Below are 20,475 nucleotides of genomic sequence, written 5' to 3'. Positions count from 1 at the left end.
GAGTTAAAATACAATATTTTATATAAGATAAAATGAGTAAAGCCTTCTTGTCCTAAAGAAGAATACAATGTAGGTTCTGACCTTAGTCAGAACCATACATCGTTGTCCGTTGTCCGTTGTCAACTGTCAACTTCTTTTCAAAGTCTATTGGCATTTACAGCAATGAGTGAATCTTGCTTCTGCTTTATCCCAATTACATATTTTCCAAAAATCTTGGATATATTCAGGTCTCTTATTTTGATGTTTTAAGTAATAAGCATGTTCCCATACATCTAAAATTAATATAGGTTGAGATCCCCAAACTGTTAAGTTTTGATGTTTTTCACATTGAAGTATATCTAATCTACATAACATAGGATGATAGACTAATATTACCCATCCAGATCCTTCAACAGCAATAGCTGCTTGTGTGAATTGAGCTTTAAATGCTTCATATGATCCAAAGTCTTTCTCGATTTGTTTTAATAAATCTCCATTTGGTTTATCTTTACCAGCAGGAGTTAAGTTCTCCCAAAATAGAGTGTGTAGTATATGTCCTGAACCATGGAATGCTAGTTCCCTTTCATAATGTTTAATCATTGCAAAATCACTATTTTTTCTAGCTTTATCAAGAGCCTCCATAGCTTTGTTGAGACCATCAACATATGACTGGTGATGTTTATCATGGTGAATTCTTAATGTTTCTTCATCCATATGAGGTTCTAAGGCATTATAATCATAAGGTAATTTTGGTAAAGTATATGGCACTGTTTATGTCCTCCTTAATTAAAAGTTTTTTACTTAATTCAACATTATTTTATGCAGTAAGTTTAAAATATATTTGTAATAAAGTATTTAATAAGAGGAGAGTTTGATATAAAATATAGACATAAGAAGACTATTAATAATTGTTTTCAAATAATTCAGTATATTGAGGTGATAGCGATGGTAGTAGGAAAATTATCAGAATTAGAAGCAGTAAAAATAAACTTAGATACTGTTAAAGGTGCTGCAATGAAAGTTTTAGTTGGTCCAGAGCAAGGGTGGGAAGATCATGTTATGAGAGTTATGGAAGTTGAACCAGGTGGATATACACCTAGGCATACTCATGATTGGCCACACATAAATTATATAATTAAAGGTAAAGGGCTATTACATTTAAATGGAGAAGATAAGGTTATTGAAGCTGGTTCATATGCTTATGTTCCTTCAAATGCACTTCATCAGTTCCAAAATACTGGAGATGAAACTTTAGAATTTATTTGTATAGTGCCTAAGAAAGGCCACGCTTAAGAAAAAATGCCCTCTGTCGAGGGCATTTTTTAATGTAGAATGGATAATGTAGAATGGATAATGTAGAATGGATAATGAAGGACATTTCTCTCCGAGAAATTTTAATCTTATGGGTCCTTGGACAATAGAGGTTTACTCGTTTCATTTGAAATGAAACATTGTAGTTTAAATACAATACTTTATCTTGGGTATGTTTAAGTATGATGTTGATGTTATATATACATCGCAAATGTAATTATTTTAAAAGAAAATTAAAATTATGTATAATTAAAAATATAAAACAATTGCTGTGCAAAAATATTTGTTTTGTGCAGCAATAGAAATTTAGCACTAGTAACGTAATAGTTATTAAATGTGTACTAAAGATTCTTATATTAATTAAGGGGGCTATTATATGAAGGACAGTATTATAGCTGATTTGAAAAATAGTTATGGGCTAATTTGTAACCAAATTACTCCAGTAACAGGTGGATTATTGAATCTGAAATGGAAGGTTTCCACTGAAAAGGGTGAGCTTTTGGTCAAACAATACAGCACTAAGCGGTATAGCAGAGAACGCATTGAGAGAATCGAGTCCGCATTGCAGCGGCAGATTATCCTTGAAAAAAAAGGCGTTCCTTGTCCATTTCTCTGGCAGTACGGAGACCGTGTAATTCGTTGGTTGGATGACGAAACAGCCTATATGGTCATGGATTTTTGCTCAGGAAAGACAGAAAACCCCGACACAATCACAATAACACAAATGCGAAGTCTGGGCAGCGCTTGTGCTGTAATGCATAAAGCGTTTTCAGAATTACAGGAGCCTTCAGTCAAGAGCCTACCCAATTTTGGAGGTTATACGATGGATTTATTATGGGAAAACTTTAACTCCCGTATGATGAAATGCGCGCCGGATGCTAATGTTGAATATAGGAAAGCTTTGCTTGCGATGGAGCCGATTTTGAAGCAGCTTAGCACCGAATTTTTTGATAAGTTTCCTAAAGGACTCGCTCATGAGGATATTCAACCCGGCAATATCCTGTTCCATGTGGATGGTGTATCTGCTGTCGTTGATTTTGACCGTAATTGTTACAGCTATATTTGGCATGATATAGGAAGAGCGATACTGTCTTTTGCGTTGGAAGGCAATATAATGAATGTGGAAAAGGTAGGCGGTTTCCTTGAAGGATATTCACAGCATTCAGAGTTAACATTGACTAATATAGCTGACGCTTTGAGGCTTTCGTGGTGCATTGAAACACCATGGTGGATACGGCCGGAATTTTTTAGAGAATGTGATGAAATTCCAAAGCGTTTTAAAGATGAAATGCTTTGGTTGACGGAACACTGGTTTGAGATAGAATCTTTATTATGTTCCTAGGTAGCATTATGTTATGAAGAAACAGTATTCTGATATTGAATAAAAATTTGAAGTAAAAGTTTTTTTATATTAAGGGAGATACAATAGGACATAATTATATTTCAAATAAAATTCATAGATATATTAAAGATATGATTATCTTCTTATGACAAAGGCTATTGGTGAAATGGCATATTCAGAGAAGTATCTCAATAATCCTGAAGAATTAAATAGTCTTTTAGCAGAAGGAATCAAAATGTTTGTTTTATGAATTAAAGAGTTTATAGTTAGAATTACAGAATAGTTAGATAAGATACATTAATAACGTGGGGATGGTAAAAATATGATTATTAAGGATAATATAAGAATTCAAGATTTTCATGCACATGGCTTTGATAGTGTTTATAATGTATATAAAAGAAATGAAGATTTCCTATCTTTAGGTCCACAACCTAATGCCACAAGAGAAATGGTTTTAAGTGATATAGAATATTCAGAACGTAATGGAGGTTATTACTGCACTATATGTTGTAATAATCATGTAGTAGGAATTATTGATTTTATACCTAGCATGTATAAAAAACAACAGGACTGTGCATATATAAACCTTATAATGATAAAACAGGAATATAGAAATATGAATATTGGGAAAGCGGTTATTAAGGTTATAGAGGAATGGTTAAAGAAGGAACATAAAATTTCAAGTGTTTATATTTCTGTTCAAGAAAATAATACTAAAGGAATTGATTTTTGGATTAGTCAGGGCTATCAGGTTATTTCCAAACCTGAATTGCAGGAAGATACAACAATAGTTTTACATATGAGAAAGTATATATAAACTGTATGAAATTTATTGCACAATTTTCTAATGTTGCGAAATAATAGACAAGTAATAGGTAATTAATTACGTCATAAAAAAGAGTATCATGCAATAAGAAACCGTTAATAATTACATAAATATATTTAAAATCAAACATTGTAGTTTAAATATAATATTTTATCCTAGGATAAAATGAGTAAACGTGTGTTGTTCCAAAGAACAATAAAAATATAGCTTCTGACCAAGGTCAGAAGCATCCATCGTTTTCCGTTGTCCATTTTCAATTTTCAATTTGTGTTAGTAGTTCTCGTATTCTTTATTATGAACTCCATAACTCTCAAGAACAGGTGTTACAAACAAAATCCCAAGTCTATTTTTTTCAAATTCTGGTTTTAGTGTATCAACTATGGCACGTAGTTTTTTCTCTTCTTCTATGACGCTCATTATTGTTACATTATGAGGATCATCATCTTGGAATAGCGATCTTAAACCTGCGAATAATGGAATACTATTATTGTGGCTGCATAGAGTGTGGGCAAGACCTTCACTATTTACTGTTGTTGCTCCACATCCATTATCATAGAATACTTTAAGTATATCATCTAGCTTACATAATTTATTAAGTATTATAAAAACAGAATACATTAATATCATCTCCTATTAAGCAATATTTTTTTTGGGTATAACCATGTTTGGTATTTCTCCTGCATTGGTAATAGCACGTTTAGTACAAATAGGTCCAATTATTTCAGTAACAACAGTTGTGGCTAATAATATTGTCATAACTGTACTTCCTAGGGTTGTACCACTAAATTCATTACTTACAATTATAGCTAAACCTACAGCTACACCTATTTGAGAGAATAAGCCTAATCCAATATTATTTCTTACTTTGGATGATACCTTAGCAAGATGTCCACCAAGGTTTGCACCTAAAAGTTTACCCATTAATCTAAATATTAAATACGCTAAACCAAGTATACCAATTTGAGGTATCATAGACAAGTCTAATCTAGCTCCAGCAAGAACAAAGAAACCTGCTATTAATGGAGGTGAAAATTTCTCAAGAACTGAGAAGGTTTTTCTGCTTTTGTTTGATATATTAGTTACCATAAATCCCAATGTCATAGCACATAATAAAGATGACAGATGGAATACAGAACAAACTCCAATAAGTAATAAAATTGTTCCAGATGAAAAAATAAGAATTTCATCTTTGTTTCTAGATTTATTTAATAAATAAGTCAATAAAATTCCAAGAGCTGCACCAACTGCAACAGATAGCGTTATCTCAAATAATGGAGCTATAACTACTTTATAAAATGTTAATGGTTCATGTTTTATAAAAACCTTGGCAATAGCTGAAGCAACTGAATATATCATAAGACATATGGCGTCATCTACTGCAACAACTCCTAAAAGGGTACTGGTCAAGGGGCCTGAAGATTTATATTCCTTTAGAACCATAACTGTTGCTGCTGGGGCTGTGGCAGATGCTACAGCTCCGAGTATTAATGATAGTGCTATTTTATGAGTTAGAAGTAATGAAACACCTGTAACCAAGATAAAAGCACCTAGAGCTTCACATATAGCAATTAAAAATATTGATTTTCCTAATTTTTTTATGACAGAAATTTCAAGCTCACTTCCAATATTAAAAGCAATAATTCCTAAAGCTAAATCACTTAAAAAAGAAAGTTGTAATTCTAAATTATTATCGATTATATGTAATCCTGAAACACCAATAAGTAACCCTGCTAATATATAACCAGCAACTGATGGTATTTTAAATTTTCCCATAAGTTTACCAAAGGCAATTCCAACGATTAGAGCAATTCCCATACTTACAAAAGCATTCAATTTTATCACTTCCTTGTCCATTAATTTTTTACGACTATAGTATCTTAGTCCTTTTATTACTAGAAGTAAACAAGCATTAAAGTCAAAATTTCTTAATTTAGTACATTTTAGACTTGTCTATTTAAAATAGGTATTGTTCTTGTAGATTTTCATTAAATATCGGATTTATGCTATTATAAGAAATATGTAATATAAACTTAAAAGGTTTATAATAAATATAAAGTATATGATTATATAGAATGTAGATTAAAACCAATGAAAAGGAGTGACTCAGAATGTTTATACATATAACAAAGGTTATTGAAGATTTGAAATTAGATGTGATTGTTAAAGGTGACGAGGAGAAAAAGGTAACTATAAGTAATATTAATAGACCTGGATTACAGTTATCTGGATTTTTTGATTATTTTGCTCATGAAAGAATTCAAGTTTTAGGAAAGGCTGAAATGAGCTATTTAGAGCAGCTTGAACCGTTAGAAAGGGATGAAAGACTTAAACACTATTTTAGCTTCGATATGCCTTGTTTGGTGTTCTCTAGAGATTTATATCCTAGTGAAGAGATAATTAAGCTTGCAGAAGAAAAAAAAATATGGATTGTTAGAACTAAAAAGCTCACAACAAGAATAATATCAATTATAATGAACTATCTTGATAGAGAATTAGCAGAGGAGACTATGGTTCATGGAGTACTGTGCGATATTTATGGACTTGGAATATTAATTGTAGGAGAGAGTGGTATCGGTAAGAGTGAGACTGCTCTTGAGCTAATAAAGAGAGGACACAGATTAGTAACTGATGATGCTGTTAATATAAAAAATATCGATCAACATTTATTAGGGAGAAGCCCATATATAACAGAGGGTATGATTGAAGTTAGGGGACTGGGGATAATTGATGTTCCATCTTTATATGGACTAAGCTCAATAAGAAAAGAGAAATATATTGACTTTGTTATTCAACTTGAAAAATGGCAAGAGGGTAAGAACTATGATAGACTTGGCAGCAGTGATGACTATATGGATATCTTGGGAGTTAAGAAAAGAAAAATAGTTCTTCCTGTTATGCCAGGAAGAAACCTTGCAGTTATTATAGAAACAGCAGCGGTAAATCACAGGTACAAAGTGATGGGAGAAGAATCTCCAATTGATAAGATTGAGAGAAGAATGATGGAAACTAGATAAATTAATGTAGTACATAACAATATTAGTGGAGGGAAATGAATGAGGAATTTTAAGGGATATCTCGTAATACTTGTTAGTATGCTTATGCTGTTTTTAGGAGGGTGTAAGCTGCAAGAAGTAAGCAGTGTAGATAAAAGTATTGAGGGATCAAATATTGAAGGGAAGTTAAAGATACATTATATTGATGTTGGTCAGGCAGATGCTATACTTATTGAGCAAGAAGGAAATAACATGCTTATTGATGCAGGAAATAATGATGATAAAGAAGTATTATTATCTTATTTAAAGAATAATGGGATTAAGAGGTTAGAATATGTTATAGGAACACATCCACATGAGGACCATATTGGATCTTTAGATGCAGTAATTGAGGAATTTGAGATTGGAAAAGTATTAATGCCGAAGGTAACTCATACAACTAAGACTTTTAAAGATGTAGTAACACAAACAAAGAAAAAAGGATTGAAATTTACAACACCTAAAATTGGAGAGGTTTTTGAATTAGGAGAAGGTAAATTTACAGTATTAGCTCCAAACAGTACAGAATACAAGGACATGAATGATTATTCTATAGTTATAAGATTTGAATACAAACAAAGAAGCTTTTTATTTACTGGTGATGCAGAGGCTCATAGTGAAGAAGAAATAATCCATACAGGATTAGAACTAAGAAGTGATGTATTAAAAGCAGGACATCATGGAAGCAGTAGTTCTAGCAGTATAGAGTTCTTAAAAAAGGTAAAGCCTAAATATGCCATTATTAGTTGTGGGAAAGATAATGATTATGGACATCCACATAAAGAAATAATTGAGAGATTTAATAAACAGGGAATAAAGATGTTAAGAACAGATGAATTGGGCACAATTGTATGCTTGAGTGATGGAGAAAGTATTGAATTTGTTTCTAAGAGTGGAGTTATCAATGAAAGGGATAATAATAGTTCTAATGAAGAAGAGAATGATGAAGATGAAGAGACTCAGAGGATAACCATTGAAAAGATAGATAAAGTCAAGGAACTTGTGTATATTAAAAACAATGGAAATAGAAAAGTTAATTTGAAAGGATATAGACTTCTTTCAGTAAAAGGAAATCAGGAATTTATATTCCCAGAAGTAGCCATTGAACCAGGCGAAATTATTTCTATATCTAGTGGAGATGAAAAAGGTGATATAGAGTGGGGAAAGAAAAATATGTGGAGTAATTCAGCAGAAGATCCAGGGAAATTATTCAATTCGGATGGAGAGCTTATAAGTGAATTTTAAAAGGGAAAAAATGTATGCGTACCAGGTTCGCATACATTTTTTTCCTATATATTTAATTAAATATGGTGATTTTTAGTATGAAAAAGTGTTAAAATATGTATAGTGAAAATAAAACATAAGAGGTGATAATATGAAAGAAGTTCAATCAAGATTGATTGAAGGGTTTAGAAGTGAAAAAAAGAAACATAATCCATTTATTTCAGCATTGATATTAATAGCAATAGTGATACTGGCTTATGTATTAATGCAAGCTGGTGCTTTTATTGGGGTATTAGTTATTGCTGGAATAAAATCTGTTATTCCTACCTATGTAGGGATGACTGGGAATATGTTGTTGCAGTTAGTTTTTGTGTTTGGTGGAATGACAGTAGTATTTATGTTATTTGTTAAATTAGCTCAGAAAAGAAAAGTTAGAACACTTGGTTTTTATAAAGAGAATGCAGGTAAGAACTATATTAAAGGGTTCTTTATTGGAATTGCTATGATGGCTATATCTGTTTTAATATGTTATGTTACAGGTGCTATGAAACCTACAACAACTTCAACTGATGTAGCAATTGGAGCTGCTGCAATTGGTCCAGTCTTCTTAATTCTTATAGGATGGATAATTCAGGGGGGAACAGAGGAGATAATAACAAGAGGATGGCTTTTACCTGTGATTGGAGCAAGATATAATGTGATACTAGGAGTAATAATATCTTCTTCATTTTTTGGGTTGCTGCATCTAGGTAATAACAATGTAGGAGTGTTACCTATGATAAACCTAATCTTATTTGGTGTTTTTGCTGCTGTATATGCGCTAAAAGAAGGTTCAATATGGGGAGTGATGGGAATTCACTCTGCTTGGAACTGGGCACAGGGAAATATATTTGGAATAGAAGTAAGTGGTAACCCTGTTGTAGGCGGTACATTATTAAAGTTTAATCACACAGGTTCACAGTTTATTTCAGGTGGAGGTTTTGGAATAGAAGGTGGAATTGCATGTACTGTAGTATTAGTTGTTGGAATAGTATTAGCTTATAAATTTATGAATAGGGAAAAGATTCAATCTATTCAATTATAATAAATTAATATTTTTAAGTTATGTAATTTAAACCCCTGTATTCTTAGGAATACAGGGGTTTAAAATTACAGCATGTACATATTTAGAATAAATGAATTTATTGATTAAAGTCTCCTACTGGATCTGGTTCATCTGGTACTGCTATAATTCCAGATAAGTCAACATCAATTTCATGGAGATTATTGTCAGAAGTAATCCATTTCTGAATAAAAGTATCAACAGCAAGCTGACTATTTAAATACACTTTAATGTACTCTGGATACCAGTCTCCACCAGCACTTAAATATTTATCATCTTTTCTTAACCATACTTTTTCTATATTTTCAGGGGAAATATTAGTGCTGTATCTATCAATATATAAATAAAATTTATCTGTATTCCCTGATTCAAAATCATTTATATATGTTCCAGCATCTAATTCCCACTCTTTTGTAGTTCCGTCTTTTAGAGTGATACCGAAGTAAACATCATCATCTGTACCAGTTCCGTAGTTGTAATAGGTAGTGTCACCAGTTTTAATTTCTAAGGTTAAATTACTTATAGGGGAGTCACTTCTACCTACGTCTAGTACCCAACGATCACTTAAACCATTGTAATTTCCTGATTCAGCTGAAGTTAAAATGTTAAGTGAACGTTGAAGAGCTGAATAAAATGCTGAATTAAGTCTTTCCGATCTATTATTTATAGATAATGTTTCTAGTGCAGTATCATACTCTGTATAGGTGTATCCTGCTCCAGTTATAAGGCCTGCATGTAAAGTAGTTATCCATTGACTAATCTCACTTTCACTTGGAGAGCCGCCGTATATTTCATTAGAGGTATTAACTATTAGCTTATATGGAATTTCATCTGAAGAAGCAAAGTAATTTGTAACTCCTGCCATATAAGACTCTTTATTTTTTTGACCCATATTAACCCAAATATAAGGTTCTGCTGCTGTTTCTAAAGCTATATGTAAGTCTCTTCCGTCGGGATTATCTAGATAAACTCCACATTCAGGATTAACAAAAATACCGTGAGCACCTAAATCTCCGCATATATGAGTTATCCATCCAGCTGCATAAGCAATTTGTTTTAAATCATTACTGGCAAGTGCATTTTTTAGCTGAGATGAAGCGAAAGAACCAACCTTGAAATAATGATATTCATTACTCCATGGAGAATACTCGAAGATCTCTCCTGGTTGAATTAAGGGTAAGTCTGGACCATTTGCACCTATAGCTGCAATTTCAGGGTAAGTCTCTATAGCTTGTCTTATTATACTATCCTCTGGTAATCTCTTTGCAGTTTCCATCATTAATATATAATGACTTACTGGTTGGAAGGCGTAAACTTCTTTAGTTACTGATACTGATGCAATAATTGAAAGGCATAAAAGTAGATTAATTATAAATTTTGCAGATTTTCTTTTTCTTAAATATCTCATAATTTCATCCTTTTAAAATTAAATTCCCCTTGGATGTTTTGTTTTTATTATTTATGATTTTTATAAGAGAGCTTTGAATGAAGTGTGACTATAAAGTTACATAGAAATAACAAAAAACATAATAAAAAGAAATATATAAATAAATATATAATATTTACCAAGGGGTAATAATAATATACAATGTATTTATGAAAATGTAAAGAGGGTATTTTAATTTTTATCAAAAAGGAATTGGGTATTATTTGAGGGAAGAACCAAAATAACAAGTGCAAATGAGTTTGGTGTGAAGTGTTGGTAGAATTAAAATCATATAAATTGAATAAATAAGGTTTAATATTTGATTAAAACTTTCAAAAATATTATTTACTTAAGTTGAATTTATAAAAATTAAAGCAAATTAATTAATAAAGAAAAAAATTTACAATAAATATAAATTTAAATGATTAAGAATAGTTATGAATTAGGAAAATTTATAGTGTATATTTTAAAAAGAAGGAAATTCAAAATTTTCGTCTAATAACATAATATGGAATATATTGTTAGGAGGAAATATATGAGGAAATGGACAAGATGTTTAGTTTTATTGTTTTTGGTTTTTATAATAGGTGTTAAACCAGTAAAAGCAGTAAATAATGAAATAAAGGAATTAAAATGTAGTAATAAAAGTATAAAACCAATGGAGAATATAGAATACACTATAAAGACAGATGGTGATGACTTGATTCAAGTTGAGTTTAAAGTATTTGATCATAATAAGAAAGAAATTTTAAGTTATTTTCAGAATTACTCTCCACCATTTGCTGCTGGTGATAGTATCAAGGTAAATACTAAGTTCAACAAGCAAGGAATATATTTCATAAAGGTATATCTAAAAAATTTTTTAAGTAATGAGATAGTTAATGAGAAAGAAATAAAGGTTAAGTGCGGCAATGTAATAGAAGAAATAGATATACCAAAGAAGACGCCTTCTAAGAAGGAAGAGGAGAAAAAGAGGGAACCAAAAGGAGAGAAAATAGCTTATTTAACATTTGATGATGGTCCAAGTGCTAACACGTATAAAGTATTAGAAGTGTTAGATAAATACAACATAAAAGGAACATTCTTTGTTCTAGGAAAGAATGCAGAAAAGAATAAGAAAACACTTAAAAAGATATATGATGATGGACATGTTATAGGAAATCACTCATATAGTCATGATTATAATTATATTTATTCAGATGTAGATAATTTAATTAGTGAAATTAAGAGAACAGATGAATTAATAAAAAGTGTGATTGAAGGATATAATAATAAGTTATTCAGATTCCCAGGTGGCTCCTTTCATAGAACTGAAGCTAAAGAAGCTGTTGATGAGTTAGGATATAAACATTTCAATTGGCATATTGATTCAGGAGATACTAGAGAGGTTCTTGTTTCTGCAGATAAGATAGCAAAGAATGTTTTAAGTAACATATGGAGAGACAAGGTAGTTATTCTTTTCCATGATGCAGGAGCAAAAAAGACAACTCCTGATGCTTTACCAGAAATAATTGAAGGGTTATTAGATAGAGGATATAGATTTGAACCTCTTGTTGAGGAAAGTTTTAATTCATTCTAGTATATATTAATGGCAATGTATCTTGTAATAAGATACATTGCCATTAAGTTTATTTAAAAAGAAAATTGTTTTTTACTTCCTCACAAGCAGCTTTACCTATAAGAGTTTCAGCTATAATTTGCTTTTAGAATAATATCTGTTAAATAGAAGAATAATATACATTATGATGGTATTATATGTAAAGTGAAAAAGCTAGGTTATTTGAACCTAGCTTCAAGCAGTATTTAGTATAAATTTAACAGAGGTCAGTTTTTTTATCTTCAATTTCGAAGCATACTTCATGAACGTGGCCATAAAAACAATTAGTTTCACTATCTACATAATGACAATGTCCACCACATGGTAATGGAATTGCAGGGCTGGTTTCTATACAATAGCGATGACTATGATCATCTTTTGAAGTACAGCAACCTTCTATGATATGAGTGTGATAACAAGTATTGTAAGTGCAGCAGGTGTAACCTTTAATTTTATGAGTATGATCTTCGCAATATCCTGTTCTGATCTTAAACTTATGTCGATGTTGGCAACAACAGCAGTTCATTTTTGCCTCCTTAAGTAATGGTTCAGTATATTATATGAATATGAAATAGCTTGGTGATAAAAAGGGTTAAAGGAGTGGTAATTTTATGGGGTATAAAAATCTAGTTTGTATTATGAACAATAGAAATTACGGAAGCGTTGTTTCTATGTTATTTTTTCAACCTGAGAATATTATATTTATAACTAATGAGGATGATAACAGTAATAATTATGAACAGATAAGTAAATTCATTGAAAATAATTATGGGCATATACATTGTAGTAAGAGATGTGTAAAAAAGATTAATAACAATTACCTGGGAAATGTATTAAAAGATTTTAATAGAGAAGATACTATAATAAGCTTATTTGGAGATGAAACCAAAGCTGTATTAATGGTATATATAAAAGCTCGGGAATTAGGATTAAAATGTGTATATATAGATAATAAAGAGGATACTATACTTTTTATTGATGAAGATAAAGAAGTTAGTATTTCAGAAATTGATATAGATATTCATGACTTTATAGGAATTAATGGTGGAGAAATTTTAGATGAAAATACTAAGATGTTCGATGAAGCGAGATTTATAAATATGAGTAAGTTTATTTTGGATAATAGAAGAGAATGGCAAACATTTAAGAAAATTGCAAGTAATTATGAGATTATAAATTGGGATAAAGAAAGGCTTAATATAGTGCAATTCAGGATAAATAAACTGGACCACAGTGAAAATTCAATCTTGATGATGTTTTTAAAAGAATTGGAAAACAACTCCATAGGGAAAGTGTCTTCAAGAGATGAAGATTTAATTACTTTTAAATTTAAAAATAACTCATGCAAGGATTTTATAGGAAAGGTAGGAACCTGGTTAGAGGTATTAACTTATCAGGCAATAAAAGAGTTGGGATTTATTGATGATGCAAGAGCAGGAGTAGTTTTTCTATGGGACAGAAAAGAAGAAGATGTGAAAAATGAGGTGGATGTTCTTGCTTCATATAGTTCAAATCTTGTATATATATCATGTAAAGATACTGCCCATTATGATTCTGATACTTTGAACGAATTAGAAGTATATGCAAAAAAAATAGGAGGGAAGACAGTAAAAAAAATACTGGTAGCAACTAAGGAATCGTATAAAAGTACTACAGGTGATAGAGCAAATGAAATGGGAATAAATCTGATAATATTTAATAATGATTTTGATGAGTTTAAGAAAAAATTAAAAGAAGTAATAGAATAAAAGTAAAACTATTTTACAATTCTCTGCATAAGATAATAATAGGATTAATAAATGGGAGAGTATGATGAGAACAAAAGGCATTTGGGGTACAATATTATTTGCTTTAATAGTTGTGTTTTTATTTGCATACATATTTAATCTTATGCCATCTAAAGTAAATAGATTATATACGTGTAAAGTTGCAAATATTTCAAAAGAAAAAATAGTAGATGAGATAATAGTGAAAATTGATGGAACAATAAATAAATCTTTTTTGAAGAAAACTGTATTTTCAGGAGATATAATTATAGGCAAGGAAAAATATAAGTGCGAAAAAGTTGAATTTACAAAAAATATTACTTTAATAAGAAGTATAAATAACAATAAATATAATTGGATAGTATTTTACTTTAGTTCTAATGAAAAGGAGGTTATGTTACTTCCTTTAACTGAAAATTATATCTTCAAAGAAGAGGAAGTAATAGTTTATCCATATACAGATATTAACAAAATCAAGAGAGAATATTATGAAGTTATTAAGAAAATGAACGGGATATAAAAGAGTTATTAATAATTCATAAAAAGCCTTGTTAAGTATTTTTTAAAGTAGTAAAATTGCATTGTTGGTTAGTTGAATTACCAACAAAAATGATTAATAAACCCCATAATTAATCATGATGTTCTCCCAAATAAAATTTATTAAATGCGACACCTTAAGTATACTTGAGGTGTATTTTTCTGCATAAAAATATAAAAGCCTATTGATTTACTCAATAGGCTTTGAAAATTATTTAGTTTTTAATTTAAGAAGATTAGTGATTGATATTCCAGAGGATATTACACCTTGTTCATCTAATCGTTTAATTGCCATAAAAATATATAACTCTCCAGTATCAATTCTTCTAGTAAGTGGATAGATTTTTATATTTTCATTGCTTTTCATAAAGTCTTTGTATCTAGAATCTAATTCAAAAATATTTAACATATATCCTGATTTATCAGAAGCGTATCTAAAATACCCTTCCTTATCAGCGTAATATAGTTCATTGATACCAATATTATCACAATATTTTCTTAAGGATTCTTCACTTTTATTAATATTAGTATTATTCATAATGCTTAAACCAATTTCTTCAAGCTTTATATAAACATCTTTATCAATAGATAAATTCAATAAGTCATTTGACACAGTAGATATGTTTTCAATAGTGGTGTTAAGGTTATTAATAACAGACCATTGCATATCAATATCTGATGCGATCTCCTGTACTGAACCAAATGTTGTAGTATGACAATTACTTAAATCATGAACTGTATCTTTTATTTCAACAGATGAATTTGAAATTGTATCTGAGCTATCTAATATATGACTAATTCCATTATGAAGATTCTGATTAGCTTGTACAATTGTTGAAAAAGTATTATCTATCTTTTCTACAGATTCTTTTGTGCATAATATTTTATCATTAGTTGATACTGCTTTACTATTTAAATTATTAATTTCATCTTCCATATCAGAAATATATTTTGATATGTTAGAGCTGAAATTCTTGGTTTGTTCAGATAACTTCTTTATTTCATTGGCTACAACGGCAAAGCTATTACCAGCCTCTCCAGCTCTTGAAGCTTCTATACGAGCATTTAATGCTAATAAATTAGTCTTATTAGCAATGTCTTCTATATAATTAGTAATGCTAGAAATTTCAGATGATAGATTCTTTAAATTATCTGTACTGTTTAATAATGTTTCATAGTATTCTTTTAAATCTGCCATATTTGATATTGCAAATGTTATGGTATCTTTTTCATTATTAAGAATATCAATGCTATTATTAGAAATAGTATTAGTTTTTTCAGAAACATCAACAATATTATTAATCTGCGTACCAATTAATTCAATCAATCTGATTAACGTTTGTATGTAATCATTATCATTTTCAGAAAGCGATAGTATTGATTTAGAGGCAGAATTTATTTTATTAGAGAATTCTCTTAGTTCTCTATTTGAAATATAAATATCCTTAGTTGTATCTGCTAATTTTTTAGAGATTTTAGTCAAATCTTTATTAGATGATTTTGTATTATTATAAGTTCTATGATAAGAATCCTGAAGTTCATCTGTTTTTTTATTATAATTTCTTTGAAGATAATAGGAAACAACATAAGTAACCAAAACTGCCAATGTTATCGTAATATAGTTAGGTATTGGTATTAATGAGATTAATGAAAATATTATTGCTAAAGGTATTATAATTAAGGGGCTTATTTTACAAAAAAATGATTTATTCAACAAAAAAAATACCTCCTCTGTATTATATTGTGATAATTTTACACAAAATTTTATCTATAATAAAATTATAATATATAAATAATTTAAGTCAAGAATTGGCTAAAATTTCTAAAAATAATAATAGAAAATATATTATAATATAAGTATATCCAAAAATTAATTAGAAAAAGTACTATATAGACTTCCGTGGGGATAGATATTTGTTTGAAAATGTAATAGATATTCAAAAAGTAATAAAAATTATAAGGGGGATAAATATGACTTATAGGGAAGAAGAAATTAAAAGAAAAGATGGTAGTAAAATTACTATTCATAAGTGGGAAAATGATCAAATTGATAAGGAAAATATTAATGGTGTATTTCAAATTGTTCATGGAGCAGCAGAGCATGCTAAAAGATATGCATGTTTTGCAGAAAAATTAAATGAATTAGGATATGTGGTTATTGGGGATGATCATGTAGGGCATGGAGTATCAGTTAATAGTAATGAAGAATTAGGCTTTTTTGGAGAAGAAAATGGATGGAGTAAACTAGTTGAAGATGAGATTTCAATAACTGAGCATATAAAGAAGGAATATACTGATAAACCCATAATTATTTTTGGACATAGTATGGGGTCATTTATTCTTAGAGATTATTTAACAAGAGACCCTAAGGGAATTTCAAAATGTATAATTTGTGGAACTGGGTACACAAATACAATTTTAAGTAATTTTGCCTTACGTTTAGTAGCACATGAAAAAAAGCAAAAGGGAATTATGTATAGAAGCGAAAAAATTGATAAACTCACCTTTGGAGGATTTAATAAAAAATTCAAACCTACAAGAACGACTTTTGATTGGTTAAGCAGGGAAAGTGGAGAAGTAGATAAATATATTGAAGATGACTTATGCGGATTTATATTTACTGTAAAAGGGTATGAAGATTTATTCACTGGGGTTAAATATATTAATTCTAATGAAGCCTTTAAGAAAACAGAAAAGAATATACCTATTCTTATGATTTCAGGGGATAAAGATCCTGTAGGAGCATCTGGAAAGGGTGTTAAGAAGGTTTATAAAAAATTAAAGAAGAGTGGGGTAAAGGATATTACTCTAAAGTTATATGAACAGGGAAGACATGAGATATTAAATGAAATTAATAGAGATGATGTGTATAAGGACATAATTGAGTGGATCAAATAATTATATAGATTCAACTCAAATATTAATTTAATCTGTATCATAAAACTTACCTCTTGTTACTATATTTAAATGAGTGTATAATAGTTTTGATTCGGTAGAAAATTAGATTATCGAAACTTTAGATATATGAAACAAATAGAGTAAATGAATATACATTTTTACATTGATTTAGTATGAACGAGAAGACAGGAGGGTGAGTAGTGAAAAAGAGAATTGACCTTACAGAAGGAAATATATATGAGAAATTATTTAAGCTTGCAGTACCAATTATGTTAACTTCTTTTTTACAGATGGCTTACAATATGATGGATATGTATTGGCTTGGGAATTATGATTCCTCAGGAGAAGCAGTATCAGCAGCGGGAACTGCAGGTTTCTTTTCATGGTTTGGGTTTGCATTTATTCTTCTTGCCAAAATAGGGGCAGAGGTTAAAGTTTCTCAATCAATAGGGCAGAAAAGATTTGAGGATACTAAAAAATATATCAAGTCTGCTATTCAAATAATTTTAGCACTTGGAGTTTTTTACACATTAGTAATATTAATATTTAAGAAAGATTTTATTGGTTTCTTTAATATCGAAGATGAAATTATAAATAAAATGGCTGTAGATTATTTAGGTATTATAGCTTTTGGATTAATATTTTATTTTATAAATCCTGTATTCACAGCAATATTTAATGGTTCAGGGGATAGTACAACTCCCTTAATAATGAACTTTACTGGGTTAATCTTAAATATGATTCTTGACCCATTGATGATTAATGGTATAGGTCCTTTCAGTGAAATGGGAGTTAGTGGAGCTGCACTGGCAACAATTATTTCACAGTCTGTTGTTACCATTGCATTTATTATGGCAATTAAATTAAGTAAAAAAGGAAAAACCTTATTTAATGGGGTTAATATATTATCAAGAATTGAAGTTTCGCATATGAGAGATATATTAATAATTGGAGCACCAGTTGCTTTCCAAAGCGGTCTTTTTACTTTCTTCAGTATGACAATAGGAAGAATTATTTCAGGAATAGATCCAGTTGGAATAGGAGTGCAGAAGGTTGGTTCTCAAATTGAGTCCCTATCATGGATGACAGCAGGAGGGTTCCAAACTGCTTTAAGTGCATTTGTTGGACAAAACTATGGTGCTAAAAAGTGGGATAGAATCTATAAAGGATATTTGTCAGCTCTATCAATCGTAGCTGTGTTTGGTATTGGAGTAACCTGCACCTTAATCTTTGGAGCAGAACCTATATTTAAGGCTTTCATCTCAGATGAAGAGCCACTAAGAATGGGAATAGTTTATTTAAGAATACTTGGGTTATCTCAATTGTTCATGTGTGTAGAAATAACAACTGCTGGAGCTTTCAATGGACTTGGAAAAACATTTGTACCGTCATTAGTAAGTATAATATTTACTGGAGCAAGAGTTCCTGCAGCATACATTCTATCTAAATACACAGCCTTAGGAATTGAAGGGGTTTGGTGGAGTATAAGTATGAGCAGTATGTTTAAAGGAGTAGTACTAGTATCTTTATTCAGTATACTTTTAATGAGACGACCAGAGGTTGGAATAGATAAGATAAAGGCATATTTTAATAAAAATAAAAGAGAAAAAATATCAGCATAAACTTAAACCATCGTGGATACGATGGTTTATTTTGTTAATAACAATTTACAAAAGATTGAGTCAATATATGATATAATTAAATGTAAGAATATTGAAGAAAAGAGGTGCTGATTCATGGGGAAATACATGAGGGTTATGGCGGTTTTTGTAATGTGCATGGCTATATTTATGGGAATGAAACAACCTGTCTATGGAATTCAAATAAGAGAAATGAAATATGATAAGAAGGTTCCTATAGATAAGGTGTGGAGAATAACATTTTCTAAGAATTTTATACAAGAATCTATCAATAAGGATACAGTAAAATTAAAAGATAAAGATGGAAATGAACTTGATATAACAACAAAAATAATAGATGAGAAAACAGTTGAGGTTTCTCCAGTAAAAGAATACAGATTTGGTACAAGCTATACTCTTTTTGTTGGGGAAGGGGTAAAAGGTATTAATGAAGAAACATTAGGAGAAGAGGTTTCATTCTCTTTTGAAACAGAAGAATATTCAATGAGCGAGTTAAGTAATTTTATTGGATGGGAAGCTGCTATAAATTATGATGCTTATGCAGGAATTTTAAATGATGATAGTGTGGTAAATAGAAAAGCTAAGAATCAGACTCTTAGAAGTATAAGCCCTCTAACATACTTTTTTAACTATAAGGATGGAAAATTTGAAAGCTTGAAGAAGGTTATAAATGATGAATATATGACTACATTGAAGAATAATGGATATGAACTTATACCGACGATCCATGTAGTGTGGGATCAAGGGATTCATAGATCATTTAAGGACTTTGTTAATAATATAGGAGAATTCTTTAGTGATGAAGAAAAAGAGAGTAAAATAATTGAAGAAATCTCAAATTCATTGGATGAGCTTGAAGCTAATAAAATCATTATAGATTTTGAAGCTTTAGGTGGACAAAATAGAGAGGGATTTACTGACTTTATTAAGAAATTGAAGAACACTATTGGAGATAAAGAAATAATGATCTGTGTGGCATATCCTTATGATGGATCTGCATATTTTGATTTTATTAATATTACAGAACTGGAGCCATATACAGATGCATTCATGTTTATGGCATATGATGAAAGGGGAATTAATAGTGAAGATCCTGGGTCAATTTCATCATATCCATGGGTTAAGTTTGGAGTAGATGTTCTTTTAGATAAAGGAGTTCCAAATAATAAGCTGATTCTTGCAATACCTTTCTACACAAGGGATTTTGCCGTTGTACAAGGTGATAGTGAGTTTAACTCAGTTATTGTAACTAAAAGAGTAGTAAGCGGTAAGGAAGCTGCATTATATGAAAAGCCAAGTGAAACAAGCAAGGTAATAAAGACATTGACATATGGAGAGCAATTTGTCACTCAAGATTACTTTGAGGATGGGAATGATAAATGGTATAAGGTTAAAGTTGGTGAAGGGTCAGGATATTTAAAGGAAGAATTTATTACTTTCTTAACACCTGGAGATAAAAGAGAATTGGTAGTAGGTGTGGATAGGGTAAGACAAAAAGACATAGATAAAATCATGAAAGAAGGAGAAGACATTTCAATAGCTTATGATGAAAGTTCAAAGCAGAATGTTTTAACTTATTATAAGTATGACAGAGCTAAAACAGTAAGACTTAAGCATAAAATATGGCTTGAAGATGAAGAATCTCTTCAGTGGAGAATTAAGCTGATTAAGGATTACAAGCTTAAAGGTGGTGCTGGTTGGCGATTGGGTTATGAGAATGAGGATTTTTATGATAAGTAAAATTCATTTATAATCATATATAAAGAAAGACGTGAAAGCAACTTTTCACGTCTTT

General features: G+C 30.1%; 18 protein-coding genes. 12 read left to right on the top strand and 6 right to left on the bottom strand.

All coding sequences use genetic code 11. The features are described 5' to 3' along the window. Nucleotides 1–144: 144 nt before the first annotated feature. Nucleotides 145–747, bottom strand: a complete 603-nt coding sequence (locus OW730_RS00925; protein ID WP_271227303.1) for a superoxide dismutase — start codon at nt 745–747, stop codon at nt 145–147. Nucleotides 748–924: 177 nt separating this feature from the next. On the opposite strand from OW730_RS00925, the gene OW730_RS00920 reads away from it, so the two are divergent. The 3 genes from OW730_RS00920 to OW730_RS00910 all read left to right on the top strand — a co-directional run bounded on the left by OW730_RS00920 (nt 925) and on the right by OW730_RS00910 (nt 3,449). Continuing rightward, nucleotides 925–1,272, top strand: a complete 348-nt coding sequence (locus tag OW730_RS00920) for a cupin domain-containing protein (protein ID WP_271227302.1) — start codon at nt 925–927, stop codon at nt 1,270–1,272. A gap of 394 nt (nt 1,273–1,666) precedes the next feature. Next, on the top strand, nt 1,667–2,632 hold the full coding sequence (locus tag OW730_RS00915) for a phosphotransferase enzyme family protein (protein ID WP_271227301.1): 966 nt from the start codon (nt 1,667–1,669) through the stop codon (nt 2,630–2,632). Between the two features lie 322 nt (nt 2,633–2,954). Then, nucleotides 2,955–3,449, top strand: a complete 495-nt coding sequence (locus OW730_RS00910) for a GNAT family N-acetyltransferase (RefSeq protein WP_271227300.1) — start codon at nt 2,955–2,957, stop codon at nt 3,447–3,449. Nucleotides 3,450–3,728: 279 nt separating this feature from the next. On the opposite strand, the gene OW730_RS00905 is transcribed toward OW730_RS00910, so the two are convergent. Then, nucleotides 3,729–4,076 carry a hypothetical protein gene (locus OW730_RS00905; protein WP_271227299.1) on the bottom strand — a complete coding sequence of 116 codons (348 nt, stop codon included), beginning with the start codon at nt 4,074–4,076 and terminating at the stop codon, nt 3,729–3,731. A 15-nt stretch (nt 4,077–4,091) separates the two neighbouring features. Then, nucleotides 4,092–5,312, bottom strand: coding sequence for a cation:proton antiporter (locus OW730_RS00900; RefSeq protein WP_271227298.1), 1,221 nt, complete (start codon nt 5,310–5,312; stop codon nt 4,092–4,094). Nucleotides 5,313–5,566: 254 nt separating this feature from the next. On the opposite strand from OW730_RS00900, the gene hprK reads away from it, so the two are divergent. From hprK to OW730_RS00885, 3 genes are all read left to right on the top strand, one after another. Beyond that, nucleotides 5,567–6,472 (top strand): HPr(Ser) kinase/phosphatase, encoded by a 906-nt coding sequence (hprK, locus tag OW730_RS00895; RefSeq protein WP_271227297.1) that lies wholly within the window; start codon nt 5,567–5,569, stop codon nt 6,470–6,472. A gap of 39 nt (nt 6,473–6,511) precedes the next feature. After that, nucleotides 6,512–7,735, top strand: coding sequence for an MBL fold metallo-hydrolase (locus OW730_RS00890; protein WP_271227296.1), 1,224 nt, complete (start codon nt 6,512–6,514; stop codon nt 7,733–7,735). A gap of 130 nt (nt 7,736–7,865) precedes the next feature. Next, a complete protein-coding gene (locus OW730_RS00885) occupies nt 7,866–8,798 on the top strand; it encodes a CPBP family intramembrane glutamic endopeptidase (RefSeq protein ID WP_271227295.1) in 933 nt (310 codons plus the stop codon). Nucleotides 8,799–8,895: 97 nt separating this feature from the next. Here the strand turns inward: OW730_RS00885 and OW730_RS00880 are convergent, their stop codons facing one another. Next, entirely contained in the window at nt 8,896–10,224 is a 1,329-nt protein-coding gene (locus tag OW730_RS00880) for a PLAT/LH2 domain-containing protein (RefSeq protein ID WP_271227294.1), read from the bottom strand. Nucleotides 10,225–10,777: 553 nt separating this feature from the next. On the opposite strand from OW730_RS00880, the gene OW730_RS00875 reads away from it, so the two are divergent. After that, a complete protein-coding gene (locus OW730_RS00875; RefSeq protein WP_271227293.1) occupies nt 10,778–11,821 on the top strand; it encodes a polysaccharide deacetylase family protein in 1,044 nt (347 codons plus the stop codon). A gap of 235 nt (nt 11,822–12,056) precedes the next feature. Here OW730_RS00875 and OW730_RS00870 read toward each other — a convergent pair whose 3' ends face one another. Next, nucleotides 12,057–12,365: a YmaF family protein gene (locus tag OW730_RS00870; RefSeq protein WP_271227292.1), complete on the bottom strand. Its 309-nt coding sequence runs from the start codon at nt 12,363–12,365 to the stop codon at nt 12,057–12,059. Between the two features lie 85 nt (nt 12,366–12,450). On the opposite strand from OW730_RS00870, the gene OW730_RS00865 reads away from it, so the two are divergent. Then, nucleotides 12,451–13,587 (top strand): Card1-like endonuclease domain-containing protein, encoded by a 1,137-nt coding sequence (locus OW730_RS00865; protein WP_271227291.1) that lies wholly within the window; start codon nt 12,451–12,453, stop codon nt 13,585–13,587. A 64-nt stretch (nt 13,588–13,651) separates the two neighbouring features. Continuing rightward, nucleotides 13,652–14,125, top strand: coding sequence for a hypothetical protein (locus OW730_RS00860; RefSeq protein WP_271227290.1), 474 nt, complete (start codon nt 13,652–13,654; stop codon nt 14,123–14,125). Nucleotides 14,126–14,353: 228 nt separating this feature from the next. On the opposite strand, the gene OW730_RS00855 is transcribed toward OW730_RS00860, so the two are convergent. Further along, a complete protein-coding gene (locus OW730_RS00855) occupies nt 14,354–15,859 on the bottom strand; it encodes a methyl-accepting chemotaxis protein (protein WP_271227289.1) in 1,506 nt (501 codons plus the stop codon). A 254-nt stretch (nt 15,860–16,113) separates the two neighbouring features. Between OW730_RS00855 and OW730_RS00850 the strand changes: the two genes are divergently transcribed. The 3 genes from OW730_RS00850 (at nt 16,114) to OW730_RS00840 (ending at nt 20,420) form a co-directional block, all read left to right on the top strand. Continuing rightward, nucleotides 16,114–17,040: an alpha/beta fold hydrolase gene (locus tag OW730_RS00850; protein ID WP_271227288.1), complete on the top strand. Its 927-nt coding sequence runs from the start codon at nt 16,114–16,116 to the stop codon at nt 17,038–17,040. A 200-nt stretch (nt 17,041–17,240) separates the two neighbouring features. Continuing rightward, on the top strand, nt 17,241–18,662 hold the full coding sequence (locus OW730_RS00845; protein WP_271227287.1) for an MATE family efflux transporter: 1,422 nt from the start codon (nt 17,241–17,243) through the stop codon (nt 18,660–18,662). Nucleotides 18,663–18,776: 114 nt separating this feature from the next. Further along, nucleotides 18,777–20,420, top strand: coding sequence for a glycosyl hydrolase family 18 protein (locus OW730_RS00840; RefSeq protein ID WP_271227286.1), 1,644 nt, complete (start codon nt 18,777–18,779; stop codon nt 20,418–20,420). Nucleotides 20,421–20,475 lie beyond the last annotated feature (55 nt).

The sequence above is a fragment of the Oceanirhabdus sp. W0125-5 genome (genome assembly GCF_027938815.1).
Lineage (GTDB): Bacteria > Bacillota > Clostridia > Clostridiales > Clostridiaceae > Oceanirhabdus.
The sequence above is the reverse complement of the archived record's forward strand: the minus strand, read 5'-3'. Positions and strand labels throughout refer to the sequence as shown.

What these genes read in the sequence shown, in the direction of transcription:
- OW730_RS00905 (WP_271227299.1), bottom strand. Translation starts at nt 4,076, where the DNA reads ATGTATTCTGTTTTTATAATACTTAATAAATTATGTAAGCTAGATGAT.
- OW730_RS00875 (WP_271227293.1), top strand. Translation starts at nt 10,778, where the DNA reads ATGAGGAAATGGACAAGATGTTTAGTTTTATTGTTTTTGGTTTTTATA.
- OW730_RS00910 (WP_271227300.1), top strand. Translation starts at nt 2,955, where the DNA reads ATGATTATTAAGGATAATATAAGAATTCAAGATTTTCATGCACATGGC.
- OW730_RS00840 (WP_271227286.1), top strand. Translation starts at nt 18,777, where the DNA reads ATGGGGAAATACATGAGGGTTATGGCGGTTTTTGTAATGTGCATGGCT.
- OW730_RS00915 (WP_271227301.1), top strand. Translation starts at nt 1,667, where the DNA reads ATGAAGGACAGTATTATAGCTGATTTGAAAAATAGTTATGGGCTAATT.
- OW730_RS00890 (WP_271227296.1), top strand. Translation starts at nt 6,512, where the DNA reads ATGAGGAATTTTAAGGGATATCTCGTAATACTTGTTAGTATGCTTATG.
- OW730_RS00920 (WP_271227302.1), top strand. Translation starts at nt 925, where the DNA reads ATGGTAGTAGGAAAATTATCAGAATTAGAAGCAGTAAAAATAAACTTA.
- hprK (WP_271227297.1), top strand. Translation starts at nt 5,567, where the DNA reads ATGTTTATACATATAACAAAGGTTATTGAAGATTTGAAATTAGATGTG.
- OW730_RS00880 (WP_271227294.1), bottom strand. Translation starts at nt 10,224, where the DNA reads ATGAGATATTTAAGAAAAAGAAAATCTGCAAAATTTATAATTAATCTA.
- OW730_RS00850 (WP_271227288.1), top strand. Translation starts at nt 16,114, where the DNA reads ATGACTTATAGGGAAGAAGAAATTAAAAGAAAAGATGGTAGTAAAATT.
- OW730_RS00885 (WP_271227295.1), top strand. Translation starts at nt 7,866, where the DNA reads ATGAAAGAAGTTCAATCAAGATTGATTGAAGGGTTTAGAAGTGAAAAA.
- OW730_RS00860 (WP_271227290.1), top strand. Translation starts at nt 13,652, where the DNA reads ATGAGAACAAAAGGCATTTGGGGTACAATATTATTTGCTTTAATAGTT.
- OW730_RS00865 (WP_271227291.1), top strand. Translation starts at nt 12,451, where the DNA reads ATGGGGTATAAAAATCTAGTTTGTATTATGAACAATAGAAATTACGGA.
- OW730_RS00870 (WP_271227292.1), bottom strand. Translation starts at nt 12,365, where the DNA reads ATGAACTGCTGTTGTTGCCAACATCGACATAAGTTTAAGATCAGAACA.
- OW730_RS00900 (WP_271227298.1), bottom strand. Translation starts at nt 5,312, where the DNA reads ATGGACAAGGAAGTGATAAAATTGAATGCTTTTGTAAGTATGGGAATT.